Source organism: Pseudomonas sp. CC11G (genome assembly GCF_056174845.1).
The window spans coordinates 31,071-45,613 of record NZ_JBWBZC010000009.1 but is presented as its reverse complement, the minus strand read 5'-3'; the positions used below and the strand labels follow the sequence as shown (position 1 = coordinate 45,613).

Genomic DNA, 14,543 nt, shown 5'->3' with positions numbered 1-14,543 from the left:
AGCGAGGACGAAATCTTACAAACCAGCTCTGTGTTGCCTGAACTCCGATCCGCTCGCGTCCTGAATAAACGTCGGGTATCCACACAATCTTGGGAGGTAATTCTTGTAGGTCGCTGTGACCGGCTATGTTTATGGCCAGGGCAGATCAGCAACGGGAGTTCATGCGTCAAACAATCTCTCTAGGTGACGATGATGCAAATAATAAAAATAAAATTTGCAGTGCCGCAGGACGATTTATACCGCCACAGCCTTCGCTCCGTGGTTGTAGCCACGAGCATTCTGGCTGCTGGCTACACACTCGCCGCGCCAATCGACGTGGGCGATTCCGACATCCGGCTGCGCTGGGACAACACGGTCAAATACTCGGCTGCCATGCGGGTGAAAACCCCGATGACAAGCTCACCGAGTACGCCCCCAAGCAAGGCGGTGAGAACTCCTCGACGCTGAACGGCGACGACGGCGACCGTAACTTCAAGGCCGGCCGCCTGATCTCCAACCGTCTCGATCTGCTCTCCGAAATGGACATCGTCTACAAAGATGACTTCGGCGCGCGCGTCAGTGCGGCGGCCTGGTACGACGACGTCTACAACCACAAGAACGACAACGACTCGCCCAACACGGCGAACGCCCTGTCGGTCGACCACAACGAATTCACCGATGACACGGCTGAGCTGCACGGCAAAAAGGCCGAGTTGCTGGACGCCTTCCTGTTCGGCGGTGCTGACGTGGGTTCGGCCCGTGTGAGCGGTCGCCTGGGTCGTCACTCGGTTCTGTGGGGCGAGAGCCTGTTCTACGGCGCCAACGCCATTGCCGGCACGCAGTCCCCTGTGGATGCGGTGAAGGCTTCGTCGGTACCGGGTTCGACCACCAAAGAAATCATCATGCCGGTCGGCCAGTTCTCCGGTCAGATCCAGTTCTCGCCGCAGCTGACCATCATGGCTTACTACCAGTACGAGTGGGAGGCCACGCGCCTGCCAGCCTCCGGTAGCTACTTCTCGGTGAACGACTTCCTCAGTGACGGTGGTGAGCGTATTCGCGTTACCCCGGGTCAGCCAGGCATCGGCGTACAGCGCGGCGCGGATATGAAAGCCAGCGATGACGGCCAGTACGGCCTCGGTCTGCGTTCGCAACTGGGTGAGTGGGAGTTCGGCGTTTATGCCATCCGTTACCACGCCAAGACCCCGGTGCTTTACTCCCACCCAGGGGCTAACTTTGCGTTTGGTCGCAACGTCGGCGTCTACGACTGGGTCTACCCGGAAGACATCAAAACCTACGGCGTGAGCGCCACCACCACAATCAACTCGGTCAACATCGCCGGCGAATTCTCGGTACGCCGTGATACCCCGCTGACCAACCTGCCGACCGTGGTCACCGATCCGAATGCGGATAACAACAACCACGCGTACTACGCCATTGGTAATACCGCCCACGCCAACTTGTCCATGATCTGGACCATGCCGCGTAACTTCATGTCGGACGAACCAAGTCTGTCCATGGAAGTGGCGTACAACCAGTTGACCAGCTGCACCCAGAACTGCAACTCGCTGGACCCGGGTGTGGACCGTCGCGCCGCCGCGGTGCGTGCTTTGTATGCGATACCGCAGCGTAACGTGATGGACGGCCTGGACCTTACTCCTGCGTTCACCATCGGCTACAACCATGGCAAGTCGCCGGTAACAGTGTTGGGGCCGGACAACGGCGGTGACATGACCTTCACCCTCGGTGCCAACTACCTGACCGTGTGGGACTTCTCGTTGGCCTATACCCACTATTACGGCGCTGAAAACACTGCCGTGTACCAGTCCACCGATCCTTCGATCGATGGTACCTACACCTTCCAGCAGTCTTTGAAAGATCGGGACTTCGTCTCCATGTCGCTGCGTCGTACTTTCTAAGGGAAATGACATGACTATTTTCACTCGCATGACCGTGCTGGCCATCGCGTGCGCCGCACTGGCTGCACCGACCGTGCACGCTGCCGTATCGGCTGAAGAAGCGGCCAAACTGAAAACCACCCTGACGCCGTTTGGCGCAGAGCGTGCTGGCAACAAAGACGGTTCCATTCCAGCCTGGGATGGCGGCTATCCGTATGACGCCTCGGCCACCTCGCCAGCTATCCCGGACCTGTTCGCCAAAGACAAAGCGCTGGTCACCATCACAGCGGCCAACGCCGATCAGTACAAGACAAACTGACTGAAGGCACGCTGGGTCTGCTGAAGAAATTCCCGAGCTTCAACGTTCAGGTATTCCCGACCCGCCGTACCGCCGCAGCGCCGCAGTGGGTGTATGACAACACCTTTGCCAACGCCACCCGCGCCACCATGGACCCAAGCGGCAAGCTCGGTCCGTTCCCGCAGGGCGCCTATGGCGGTATCCCGTTCCCGATTCCAAAAACGGGCGAAGAGGCCATCTGGAACCACCTGCTGCGCTGGACCACCCCCAGCTACCAGACCCAACCGAGCCTGGCGCGGGTAACCCCGGAAGGCAAAGTGATTCCGGTGTCGCAGAACGTGGCCAAGAGCGCGTTCCCGTATTACGACCAGAACAGCAACCTGGAGAAATGGAAGGCCGACGGCTCCAACATCGTGATTCGTCGTGTGGATACCTCGGGCCCACCCATCCGCGCCGGCGAGATCCTGCTGCAGCGCAACAACATTGATGACATCGAATCTAAAACCTGGGTGTACCTGACTGGCCAGCGCCGTGTGCGTCGTCTGCCGCTGACCTGCTGCGACGTGCCGAGCCCGGTAGCCGGCGGTATTCTCAACTTCGACGAAACCGAGGTGTATTCCTCGTCCATCGGTCGTTACGACTGGAAGTTGATCGGCAAGAAAGAGATGTACGTGCCGTACAACAGCAACAGCTACCACCAGGCGACTTCGCTCGACCAGCTGATGACTGCTCAGAACGTGAACCCGGACTTCATGCGCTTTGAGCAGCACCGCGTGTGGGTCGTCGAAGCCACCCTCAAGGCTGGCCAGCGTCACGTGATTCCACGTCTGCGGGTGTACTTGGATGAAGACACCTGGATCGCTGTGGCAGGCGAGCGTTGGGATGCCCAGGGGCAACTGTGGAAGGTGACGTACAACCTGCCAACCGTATTCCCGGCAGGCCCAGGCACCATCGTTGCTGGCTATATGTCGTACGACCTGATCGGTGGCGGCTACTTCGCTTCCGCGTACTTCCCACGTGATCGTCAAGTGGATCTCAAAGCCACACTGCCGGACCGGATCTTCACACCTGAGTCGCTTTCTGGTGAGGGCATCCGTTAACACGGTAATCGGCTAGACCACCAAACCCTGATGAGATGGGCAGTATGAATAACAATAAAAACGAAGGCTTCGACCGTTCACGCCGTGCACTGCTGTTGTTGGGCGTTGGCGTGGGAGTGCAAGCATTGTTGGCACCCACGCTGGCATCCGCCGCGGTAGCAGCCGCCACGGCAGCACTGAGCGGGCCGTTGCAGCAGCCAGCCACCATGACCCCTCGTGCAGCACACGCTGTGCTGACACGAGTGGTTTTGGCCGGGGAGCGGCTGGTGGCGATGGGCGAGCGCGGTCTGGTGGTGCTGTCTGATGACGGCGGCCGCCAGTGGCGTCAGGCCCGTGTGCCGGTCAGCGTTACGCTGACTGCGGCAAGCTTCGTTGATGCTCATCAGGGCTGGATCGCCGGCCACAGTGGCGTGGTACTGCACACCACTGATGGCGGCGAAAGCTGGACCAAACAAACCGATGGTGTGGCGCTCGCTCAGGCCACCCTGACTGCTGCGCAGGCGCTGCCTGCCAGTGACCCCGACCGTGACCGCCATATCCAGGACGCCGAGCGCCTGGTAGACGACGGTGCAGACAAACCGTTTCTCTCAATTTCCTTTGCCGACGCTTCGCACGGCATGGTGGTAGGCGCATTTGGCCTGGCTGCCGTGACCACTGACGGCGGCAAAACCTGGACCCCGTGCCGCGATCGCCTGGCCAACCCCATGCGCATGCACCTGTACGCCGTGGCCCAGCATGACCAAACCTGGGTTATCGCCGGCGAACAGGGCGTGTTGATGCGCAGCAGCGACGACGGCGCCAACTTTGAAGCCCTGACCGCGCCGTCCGAGCGCACCTTGTTTACCGCCACCGCCCTGCGCAACGGCAGTTTCGTTTGCGCCGGATTGCTCGGCGCTGCCTGCCGGATTGATGCCGGTAGCACCGAGGTGAGCGCTATCGAGTTGGCGGCGCCGCTGACCATTCTTTCCAGCGTTGAAGCACGCGATGGCCGGGTGATGCTGCTGGCCCAGGGCGGGCGCTTGCTCGCCAGCCGCGACGCTGGCGTCACCTTTGCCGAGCAGCCGCTGGCGCGGCGCGATCCGCTGACCTCGCTGGCCGAAGCCGCAGACGGCGGCCTGGTGGCCACCAGCCTGGGCGGAGTCGCCCGGGTTGGTTAACCACGCTTATTTCCACGACCACGTGACGCGCCATACAACGAGTTCAATGCCATGACTAAAGTGACACCCACCTCGAACGCAGCCTGCCAGCTCGAAGATTTTGATCCGCGCTCGGGCAACCGCCTGGAACGCGCGGTATTCAACCATCGCATTCTGGTGCTGCTGCTGTGCGTACTGGTCACGGCCTTGCTTGGCTTTAGCGCGTTGAACCTGCAGCTCAATGCCAGCTTCGAAAAGACCATTCCCACCAATCACCCATACATCACCAATTACCTGGACAACAAGAAAGAACTCACCGGTCTGGGTAACTCGATTCGCATCGCGGTGGAAGCGCGCAAAGGCAACATCTACGAAGCGGGCTATATCGACACCCTTCGCCAGATCAACGATGCGGTGTTCATGCTGCCCGGCGTAGACCGCGCCTTCATGAAGTCGTTGTGGACGCCAAACGTGCGCTGGACGGCAGTGACAGAGGAGGGGCTCGACGGCGGACAGGTAATTCCTGATCAGTACGACGGCTCGCCGGCCAAGCTCGAAGAGCTGCGCATGAACGTGCAGCGCTCCGGTGAGATTGGCCAACTGGTGGCCGGCAACAGCGGCTCCACCGTGCTGCAAGTGCCGCTGCTGGAGCACGATGCTTCCGGCAAGCCGCTGGACTATGCCGCGCTGTCCAAACAGTTGGAGCAACTGCGCGCCAAGTACAGCAGTGACGACGTGGCCATTCATATCACCGGCTTTGCCAAGCTTTCCGGTGACCTTATGGATGGCATGCAGGAAGTGATCGGCTTCTTCTTTATCGCCCTGGCCATCTGCGCCGGCATGGTGTTTCTGTACAACCGCGACGTGATCAGCACCGCGTTGGTCGTGATCACCTCGGTCACCGGCGTGCTCTGGCAACTCGGCCTGCTGCCGCTGCTGGGCTATTCGCTGAACCCGTATTCCATGTTGGTGCCATTCCTCATCTTCGCCATCGGCATCAGCCATGGCGCGCAGAAAATGAACGGCATCCTGCAAGACATCGGCCGTGGCACCCACAAATACGTGGCGGCTCGCTACACCTTCCGCCGTCTGTTTCTCGCCGGCCTTACCGCGCTGCTGGCCGATGCCGTCGGGTTTGCCGTGCTGCTGATGGTCGATATTCCGGTTATCCGTGAGCTGGCCATCGCCGCCAGCCTGGGTGTGCTGGTACTGGTAATTTCCAACCTGATTCTGCTGCCCGTGCTGTTGAGTTACGTGGGCGTTAGCCGCAGCGCCGCCGAACGTGCCGTGCGCAGCGAAGCCGCCACGGCAGCCGGGGAGAGCAGTGCGCTTTTCGTCTGGCTGGTGCGCTTTACCGAAGGCCGCCGTGCTACAGCCGCCATCGTCACCGCTGTGGTGTTGGCGGTGGTGGGCGTGGCCGTCGGCACTCAGCTCAAGGTCGGCGACCTGGACCCTGGCGCGCCGGAGCTGCGCGCAGACTCGCGCTACAACCGCGACGTGGGCTACCTGACCACCAACTACGGGGCCAGCAACGACCTCTTCGCCATCATGGTTAAAACCAGCGATGGCAGCTGCAGCCAGTACGACGTGCTGCGCCGCGTCGACCAGCTGGAGTGGGAACTGATGGACCTGCCGGGTGTAGAGTCCACGCAATCGATTGCGCGCCTGCAACGGCGCTTGATGGTCGGCATGAACGAAGGCAGCCCGCTGTGGTACGACCTGCTCAGCAACCAGAGCATGCTCAACACCATCACCGCCCGTGCGCCACGTGAGCTGTACAACGAAGAATGCAACCTGCTGACCGTGTACGCCTACCTGCGCGACCACCGCGCCGAAACCTTGCAGCAGGTAGTCGACCTGGTCGAAGCCTTCGCCAAGAAGAACAACGACAAAGACGCCACCTTTCTGCTGGCCGCCGGCTCGGCCGGTATCGATGCCACCACCAATATCGTGGTGCACAAGGCCTGGTACCAGATGCTGTTCCTGGTGTACGGAGCCGTAGCGTTGCTGTGCTTTGTCACCTTCCGTTCCTGGCGCGCAGTGCTGGTGGCCATGCTGCCGCTGATGCTCACCTCGGTGCTGGCTGAAGCACTGATGGTGGCCCTGGGCATGGGTGTAAAGGTGGCGACCTTGCCGGTGATTGCGCTGGGCGTGGGTATCGGCGTGGATTACGCCCTTTATGTATTGAGCGTGACCCTGGCGCGGATGCGTGCCGGCGCCACGCTGAAGGAGGCCTATGCCACCGCGCTGCAGTTCACCGGGCGTGTGGTGCTGCTGACCGGCGTAACCCTGGCGGCGGCCGTTGCCACCTGGCATTTCTCCAGCATCAAGTTCCAGGCTGACATGGGCCTGCTGCTGGCCTTTATGTTCCTGTGGAACATGCTCGGCGCGCTGGTGCTGATTCCTGCCTTGGCCCGGTTTCTGTTACCCGGCGCCCGTGCCGACGCTCTTGTTCAAGCGAGCCCTCTGCCAGAAGCAGAGGCCGCGACCACCTCTCCCGTGCAAACACAAAAATTACAATATGGGAAATGCATGCCATGACCGATTTAACCAGTGCGCCGATTGCCGGCCGGACTCAAGTCAACGTCACCCAGCTCATTGAAGGCAGCACGTTCAATTCTTTCAGCGCGCGCGTGGCCTTGATCTGCTTCCTGGCCATTGTGTTCGATGGCATCGACAGCGCGCTCTTCGGCACCTTGCTGCCGTCCATCATGGCCGACCTTAAAATCGGCCCGGCCGAGGCGGGCATTCTCGGCAGCGTTGGGCACGTCGGGGCGGTGGTGGGCGCTGTTATTTTCGGCGTGGCGGCAGATGCCATCGGCCGCAAGCGCATGATGTTGATCGGCATGACGGTGTTTGTGATTTTCACCGCTGCCTGTGGCTTGGCGCAGGGCCTGGTCGACTTCGCCGTGTACCGGTTTATCGCCGGCCTGGGCCTGGCGGGCATCGTGCCGATTGCCGTGGCGCTGGTGTTCGAATACACGCCGGGCAAGTGGAAAGCGATGGTGTCGAGCGTGTCCTATACCGGCATCTCGGTTGGGGTGCTCCTGTCGGCGGTGCTGTCGATGATCTTTCTGGCCAGCGTCGGCTGGCGCGAGATTTTGCTCAGCACCTCGGTCTTCTTGCTGCTGGTTCCAGTGGCGCTGGCGTACCTGCCCGAATCGATGTCGACGTTGGTGAAAAATGGCAAACAGCAGCGCATCGGCAGCATCCTGAAAAAGGTAGACCCGCGGTTCGTCCCGAACACCACCGATGACTACGCACTGAACGAACCACCGACCGCCAAGGTGCCGCTCAAGCGCCTGTTCCAGGGTGGCTATGCGCGAAACACGGTGTGTTTGGGCATAGGGTTGTTCTGCATCTTTCTGATTGCCGTCACCCTGAGCACCTGGATTGCACAACTGATGGTCCAGCGCGGCTATTCGCTGACAGCGGGCATCAGCTTCATTCTCGTATTTACCTGCAGCAACTTTGTTTCCACGCCATTGGCGGGGTGGCTGGCAGGGCGCGTGGGTTACAAGAAAGTCTTGGCCACGTATATGCCGTTTCTGTTTGTGTCGATCTCGCTGATCGGCTTCGTGGATAACCAGTACGGCGCGTTGCTCTGCATGTTTGTTGCCGGGTTCGCGAACATGGGCGCCAACTGCATTTTGTTGCCGTATGTCAGTTCGCTTTATCCGGAAAGTTTTCGGTCGTCGGCCATGGGCGTGATCTACGCCATCGGCCGCATTGGCCCGGTGGTGGGGCCGGCGGTTGCCGGGTTCATGTTGGCCGCAGGCGTTACGGTGCCGGTGATTCTGGTGTGCCTGGCGGTACCGAGTCTGGTGGCCATGGTCGCTTTTCTGCTGGTGAAAGAAATGCCGTTGCAGAGCAATTAACCCTAAGTCGTGATGCTCAGTTAGTACACGTTTGCCTGCCATGTTTGTCGTGACCTGCCTATTACAGGTTCGGACTCGGCCGCTTCGCATTCGATGTAACAAGTTTCAGGACGTTAAACGAATAGTTCCTTGCGGAATTAGAAAGAAGACCAGCGTTTAGTTACCTGGTTAATACACACCCAAAAAATAGAGGCACTACCATGGATCGCTATATCAACCGTTTGTTTCACGTCTGTATCACTGTGGCCGATATCGAGGCAGCACTTGAGTTCTATTGCAATGTGCTGGGTCTGGAGTCCATCGGCAAACTGCGTGGCGAACGCGCACCGGGCGAAATCCTTGGTTTCCCTGGCCAGATCATTGAAATCCATGCAGACCACCTGGTCGGCAAGGAAAAAGAAAACGCCACCGTTATCGACTTGATCGAATTCGTTGAGCCGAAAACCGTTGTCAGCAAAACCCCAGCTGCACCGCTGAACCACGCCGGTATCAACCGTATGGCGTTCGGCGTAGATGACACCGATGCCATCTACGAAAAACTCAAAGCACGCGGCGACATCGAGTTCCTGTGCGTACCTCAGGTAGTAATTGCCCCTACCGGCGGCAAATTCAAAATCCTGACTTTCAAAGACCCCTTCGACAATATCCTGGAAGTTATTGAGTACGTTAAGTAATCAGTGACGTGTATAAAGGTCGTATACGTGCGACTTTTCCAACTCTGGCAAACCGGAGCGTTTTGAAATGAGCGTTACACAAGATAAATCCGAAATTATTGAAGTCATCAATCTCTACGGCGTTGCACTCGATGCCCACGCCTGGGACTTGCTGGACGCCGTGTTCACCGAGGACGCCCACGCCGACTTCGGCCCGGCTGGCGCGGTATGGAAATCGGTTGGCGCGCTGAAGTTCGCCTTCAAGGACTTCCACGAAACCCTGACCAACCACATGCACACCATGATGGGTTCGTGTGTGCACATCGACGGCGACACCGCGTACGCCCTGACGTACGGCGATTGGCTGCTCTCGCGTGACTCGGCAGAAGGCGGCCCGGACTGGGTTGGCCGTGGCTGGTACGACGATATTCTGGTGCGCACTGACAAAGGCTGGCGCATCAGCAGCCGCGTGTGCCGCCTGATTTCCTGGACCGGCAACCCGCTGGTACCGGAACCGGCTTACGAACAGCACCCGGTGATGACGACCCACACGCTGCGTAGCCATCGTGAGCAAGGCAATATTCGTTATTTCGAAGCGCTCAAGAAGAAGTAATTAGTTCGTTATCACGCGACCACTTCCGCACGTTCGACGGAAGTGGTCTCGGGTTTCTTTTTGCCAAAATTCCAGTTTTTTTATTAAGTGAAAGACCGGAGTTTATTTGCGAGGCGTTAACGATGAGCAATGAAACCGTTATTTGGCTGGTCGGCATTAACTGCCCAGCCGGTGAAGAACAGAAGTTCGATAGCTGGTACGCCGATATTCATGTGCCAATGTTGTTGAAAGGCGATTTCGTTAAAAAAGTCACCCGGTTCAAGTTGGCCGAAGAGTCTTACCACGTCGGTGCTACGACTCAGCCGTGTGCCACCTGGCTGACCATTTACGAATTCGAAAACAAAGCCAAGTTCGATGCCTGGATGGACAGTCCTGCCCGGCACGAGGCTGGCGATGACAAAGAGAAGACCTGGGGCACCAACGTTTACGACGTGCAGTGGGCCACTCGTTACAACCTCACCAACGCCTGGAATTAAGGACTTATCGCCATGAGCGCATTAGTTAAAAACTGCTGCATGTTTGCATTACCGTACCGAGCGTTGACGAGGCCCTGAAGTTTTACAGCGGCGTGCTGGGTTTTGAATCCACCTTCAACACCCGTACCGACGAAGCCGACGGCCCGCTGCTGGGGTTTGCCGAAGATGAAATCAGCATCTACGCGCACCACATTCTGACCTCCGGCGCAGACGCGCAAAGCGCCACCGAAATCAACCTGATCGAATACACCAAACCGGCCACCATCACCGGCGACGGCCCGTATGAATTCATGAACCAGGTGGGTATCAGCCGTTTGGCGATGCTGGTGTTGAACGCCAAGGAAGCCTTCGAAAAGATCGCCGCGTACCCAGGTGTTGCAGTGATTTGCCCGCCTAAAGACATCATCATCCGCAAGCCTGGCGGCAACCTGAACATGACCTGGTTCAGCTTCAAAGACCCCTTCGGCGTGTTCATCACCATTGCCGAGCCGCCGCGCGCGTAAGACTGGTTCGCCACGCGTCATTCCAACAAAAATAGAAGCCCGGAGTTCATATGCAGATCGATGTTCTGGTCGATGTAAAGCCCGTTATTGGCGAAGGTCCTTTGTGGGACGTCCAGGAGCAACGCTTGTACTGGATCGACGTGGTCGGCAGTCGCGTATATCGCTGCACCGCCGACGGTCGTGAAATACGTACTTGGGAGATGCCCGACACCATCGGCTCCATGGCCCTGCGTAAAGACGGCGGAGCAGTCGTGGCGCTGGGTTCGGGCTTCCATTTGCTCGACTTCAATACCGGCGCGGTGGAACTGATCGCCCACCCTGAAGCAGACCGCCCGCACAACCGACTGAACGACGGCAAGGTCGACGCCCGTGGACGTTTTATCGTCGGCAGCATGGACACCCGTGAGGGTTTCGCCGACGGCAACCTGTTCCGCCTCGACACCGACCTGTCGGTGCACACCCTGGACTCCGGCTTCGCGATTTCCAACGGCCCGTGCTGGAGCCCGGACGGCTCGACGTTCTACTTCTCCGACACCTTCTCCGGTGAAATCTGGAAGTACGACTACAACCTCGACACCGGCGCCATCGCCAACCGCCGCACCTTCACCAAAGCCGGCTTCACCGAGACCACCGCCACCGACGGCTCCACCGTCGATGCCGAAGGCTTCCTGTGGAACGCGCACGTGTATTCCGGCAAGTTGGTGCGTTACGCGCCCGACGGCAGCCTGGACCGCGTGATCGAGATGCCGGTGAAAAAGGTCACCAGCGTCAACTTTGGCGGCCCGAACCTGGACATCCTGTACGTGACCTCCATGAGCCACCCGCCGTTGCCGCGTTATCCCGGCGACAACCAGATGCGTGGCAGCGTGTTCGCCATTCAAGGTTTGGGTGTGAAAGGTCTGCCTGAACCGCGTTTTGGTGGCTGATGTGATTCGTTGCGCTGCCGGTAGCCCCGGCAGCGCTCCGTGCGCGAGAGGGGGTCGCTGTGCTTACCCATAAAAACCGAGTGGCGGTCGTATCCGGGGCGGCCAAAGGCATTGGCCAGGAATTGGCCGTGCAACTGGCCCAGCGCGGTGCGGCACTGGCCTTGCTGGATATTGCCGACCTCTCGGAAACCGTGGCGCTGGTCGAACAGGCTGGCGGCAAGGCGATTGCCGTTCGCTGTGATGTCAGCCAGGAAGCCGACTGGAAAGCGGCCGGGGAGGCCGTGCAAACCGCCTATGGCCGCTGCGACATTCTGGTCAACAACGCCGGCATCTACCCCAACGTGCACATCGACGATCTGGACTTCGCGACCTGGAAACGCACGTTCGCGATCAACCTGGACAGCATGTTTTTAAGCGCCAAGGTATTCGTGCCGATGATGCGGGCCAACCAGTGGGGCCGTATCGTGAATATCTCATCGACCTCGATTGTCACCAACGCCGTCGGCGTCAGCCATTACATGGCGACCAAGATGGGCATCATCGGTTTTACCCGTGGCCTGGCCAACGACCTGGGCAGCGACTTCATTACCGTGAACACCGTTGCGCCGGCACTCACCGATACCCCCGGCACCAGCCACGTACCCGCGGCGGTGCGCGATGGCATTGTTAGCCGGCAAGCGTTCAAACGCATGGCCGTTCCGCAGGACATCGTTGGGCCGATTCTGTTTTTGACCAGCGATGATGCGCAGTTTATGACTGGCCAACTGTTGGCCGTCGACGGCGGCATGATGAAAGTCAGCTAAGGCGCTTTCCCCGTTACGTACTACCCTGCAATTGCCGCCTTCGGGCGGCTCCCGTCTTCATTCCCCTCAGAATTGGCCATTTTGGCTGTACTTCCTGCTGACCCGCTCCACGCAAAATAGCCAAGAAACCCGTCTGGATTAAGGCTGGCAAGCCATTCCCGTTATGGCTAAAGTACGAATGTTCTGCAGTTCGCTCACTCCATGTAGCAAAAAATAATAAGAGACGATCCAGCGCATGATGCTCCCGAAGTTGATGCACATCCGCATGTTTGTTGCCGTCTATGAAGAAGGCTCCTTTACTGTCGCCGCCAGCCGCGAAGGGCTGGGGCAGTCCGGCGTGTCTGCGCACGTGCGCCAGTTGGAAACCCAGTTGGGCGTGCGGCTTTTCGCCCGCGACCGCTCGATCATTCCCACCCCAGCCGGCCACGCCTATTACAAACAGTGCGTGCAACTGCTGCGCCTGCACGAAAGCGCTTGCAACGCCGTGGGTCCACGCGCCGAGCCGGACGAGGGCACGCTGCGCATCGGCATGATTCCCACCATGACCCGCTCGGTATTCAGCCGCGCACTGCGTGCGTTCGAAGCCGCCTACCCGAATGTGTCCGTACACCTGACCGAAGGCGCGGGCAGCGTGATCGCCACCGCCGTGCGGCGCGGCATGCTGGATTTCGCCATCACCCAGCGCATGTCTTACGACGCCAGCGGCGCGAGCGGGCTGGGGACTTCACTCTTCACCCGTACCCCGGCCTTTCTGGTGACCTCACCGGACTCGGGCCTGCCGCATTGCCAACCGATTCGCCTGCGCGATATCAAAGACCTGCACCTGGTGCTGCCGGTGGGGCGCCGGCCGCTGCTGGAGCAATACCTGATCGACCACAAGGTGCAGATCGTGCAGCGCCTCACTGGTTTGAGTCGATGCTCGGCGCCATGGACCTGGTGCGCTCCAGTCACTGGTCGGCGATTATTTCCGGGCTCTTTATTGCCGATGACCTGCGCCGCCGCCGCTTCACCCTGAACGCGCTGGCCGAACCGATTCTGTGGGACGAGCTGCTGCTGGTAGAGCCCGCGCGCAAGCCGTTGTCCAAAGTCGCGCAGAACTTTATCCAGTGCCTGCGCAAGGCCACCGAAGACATCAACGCCATCCCGATCCGCATCGCCCACGGTGAGCCGCTGTCCAGCCTCGACGAGCCTTGCCCCTTCACCGAGAACACGCCATGAGTGACTCCCTACCCGGTTTGCGGGAGATGCAAATGTTCGTGGCGGTGTATGAGACGGGCTCGTTCACTGCCGCTGCGGCACGTGAATTCGCCACGCAGTCGGGCATCTCGCAGCACGTCAAACAGATCGAAGAAATGCTCGGCGTGCAGCTGTTCGACCGCCAGAAAGGCGTAGAACCCACCGAGGCCGGCACCTTGTTCTACCGGCATTGCGTGCAGGTGCTGGCGGCCAACGCCAAGGCGCTGGTGGCGCTGGACAGCTTCGAGCCGGGGCTGTCTGGCGAAGTGCGCTTCGGCGTCACGCCGACCTTGGCGACCTACCAACTGGCGCCTGCCTACCTGCGCCTGATGGAGCAGAACCCCAACGCCTCCATCGCCGTGATCGATGCGCCGAGCAATATGCTCATCGATATGGTCCGCGCCAATGAGCTCGACTTCGCCATTATCCCGTCCATTTCGCAGCCGCCGGCAGACCTGCTCACCAGCGTGTTTGCTGCCACGCCAGCGTTTCTGGTGTCGTCCATTACCCATGCCGGCGGGTTCGAGCACGGCGAGGTCATCGAGCTGGATAAGTTGGCCGGGTTGAAACTATTGATGCCCGATAGCCGCGAGCACGCGCAGTGGATCGGCACGCAGCTGGACGCACCGCCGACGTCGGGGGCCCGGTACCAGCTCGACGCGGTGCTCGCCACGCTCGACCTGATTCGGCAGAGCGAATGGATGGCCATTCTTCCGGGCTTGCTGTTCGTTCACGACTTCCGCGCGGACCCAGCGGAGCGGGACTTTAAACTCAGCCCGTTTTCCGGGGCCGGGTTGATGCTGGAACTGCTGCTAGTGCAGCCGTCGGGCGCCAAGCCATCAGCGCTGATGGTGGAGACGATTCGGGCGGTTCGGGAGGTGACTCAGGAGCATATTGAGTTGCTCAGTACGTTTCAGGCGGGTGATGGGGCTCGGCGGTAACCGGCAAAACTCTGGATCCAGAATATCGAGACAAGCGATTGGTCCTGGCACTTGGAACATTTTGTTGCGTATTCATCGATCTCAATCTGCCCGACAACCCAAAATC

The 14,543-nt window shown here is 59.8% G+C and carries 15 protein-coding genes; all 15 read left to right on the top strand.

Annotated elements, in window-relative coordinates; translation table 11 throughout:
• Positions 1 to 125: 125 nt before the first annotated feature.
• Positions 126 to 1,895 carry a DUF1302 domain-containing protein gene (locus AC0V2S_RS13435; protein ID WP_475510183.1) on the top strand — a complete coding sequence of 590 codons (1,770 nt, stop codon included), beginning with the start codon at positions 126 to 128 and terminating at the stop codon, positions 1,893 to 1,895.
• Between the two features lie 10 nt (positions 1,896 to 1,905).
• A complete protein-coding gene (locus AC0V2S_RS13430; protein WP_475510182.1) occupies positions 1,906 to 2,193 on the top strand; it encodes a hypothetical protein in 288 nt (95 codons plus the stop codon).
• Complete coding sequence (locus AC0V2S_RS13425) at positions 2,190 to 3,272, top strand: DUF1329 domain-containing protein (protein ID WP_475510196.1); 1,083 nt, start codon at positions 2,190 to 2,192, stop codon at positions 3,270 to 3,272. The genes AC0V2S_RS13430 and AC0V2S_RS13425 overlap by 4 nt, the downstream gene beginning before the upstream one ends.
• A gap of 44 nt (positions 3,273 to 3,316) precedes the next feature.
• Positions 3,317 to 4,429, top strand: coding sequence for a WD40/YVTN/BNR-like repeat-containing protein (locus AC0V2S_RS13420; protein ID WP_475510181.1), 1,113 nt, complete (start codon positions 3,317 to 3,319; stop codon positions 4,427 to 4,429).
• 51 nt (positions 4,430 to 4,480) lie between these two features.
• Positions 4,481 to 6,949, top strand: coding sequence for an efflux RND transporter permease subunit (locus AC0V2S_RS13415; protein ID WP_475510180.1), 2,469 nt, complete (start codon positions 4,481 to 4,483; stop codon positions 6,947 to 6,949).
• On the top strand, positions 6,946 to 8,286 hold the full coding sequence (locus tag AC0V2S_RS13410; protein ID WP_475510179.1) for an MFS transporter: 1,341 nt from the start codon (positions 6,946 to 6,948) through the stop codon (positions 8,284 to 8,286). Before AC0V2S_RS13415 ends, AC0V2S_RS13410 begins: the two co-directional genes overlap by 4 nt.
• A 200-nt stretch (positions 8,287 to 8,486) precedes the next feature.
• Complete coding sequence (locus AC0V2S_RS13405) at positions 8,487 to 8,960, top strand: VOC family protein (protein WP_475510178.1); 474 nt, start codon at positions 8,487 to 8,489, stop codon at positions 8,958 to 8,960.
• Between the two features lie 67 nt (positions 8,961 to 9,027).
• A complete protein-coding gene (locus AC0V2S_RS13400) occupies positions 9,028 to 9,552 on the top strand; it encodes a nuclear transport factor 2 family protein (protein ID WP_475510177.1) in 525 nt (174 codons plus the stop codon).
• Positions 9,553 to 9,674: 122 nt separating this feature from the next.
• Complete coding sequence (locus AC0V2S_RS13395) at positions 9,675 to 10,028, top strand: DUF4286 family protein (RefSeq protein ID WP_475510176.1); 354 nt, start codon at positions 9,675 to 9,677, stop codon at positions 10,026 to 10,028.
• 32 nt (positions 10,029 to 10,060) lie between these two features.
• Positions 10,061 to 10,531, top strand: a complete 471-nt coding sequence (locus AC0V2S_RS13390) for a VOC family protein (protein WP_475510195.1) — start codon at positions 10,061 to 10,063, stop codon at positions 10,529 to 10,531.
• Between the two features lie 50 nt (positions 10,532 to 10,581).
• Positions 10,582 to 11,457 carry an SMP-30/gluconolactonase/LRE family protein gene (locus tag AC0V2S_RS13385; RefSeq protein WP_475510175.1) on the top strand — a complete coding sequence of 292 codons (876 nt, stop codon included), beginning with the start codon at positions 10,582 to 10,584 and terminating at the stop codon, positions 11,455 to 11,457.
• 59 nt (positions 11,458 to 11,516) lie between these two features.
• Positions 11,517 to 12,260 (top strand): SDR family NAD(P)-dependent oxidoreductase, encoded by a 744-nt coding sequence (locus AC0V2S_RS13380; protein ID WP_475510174.1) that lies wholly within the window; start codon positions 11,517 to 11,519, stop codon positions 12,258 to 12,260.
• A 235-nt stretch (positions 12,261 to 12,495) separates the two neighbouring features.
• A complete protein-coding gene (locus tag AC0V2S_RS13375; RefSeq protein WP_475510173.1) occupies positions 12,496 to 13,275 on the top strand; it encodes a LysR family transcriptional regulator in 780 nt (259 codons plus the stop codon).
• Positions 13,188 to 13,478, top strand: coding sequence for a hypothetical protein (locus AC0V2S_RS13370; protein ID WP_475510172.1), 291 nt, complete (start codon positions 13,188 to 13,190; stop codon positions 13,476 to 13,478). The genes AC0V2S_RS13375 and AC0V2S_RS13370 overlap by 88 nt, the downstream gene beginning before the upstream one ends.
• Positions 13,475 to 14,437, top strand: a complete 963-nt coding sequence (locus tag AC0V2S_RS13365; protein ID WP_475510171.1) for a LysR family transcriptional regulator — start codon at positions 13,475 to 13,477, stop codon at positions 14,435 to 14,437. The genes AC0V2S_RS13370 and AC0V2S_RS13365 overlap by 4 nt, the downstream gene beginning before the upstream one ends.
• Positions 14,438 to 14,543 lie beyond the last annotated feature (106 nt).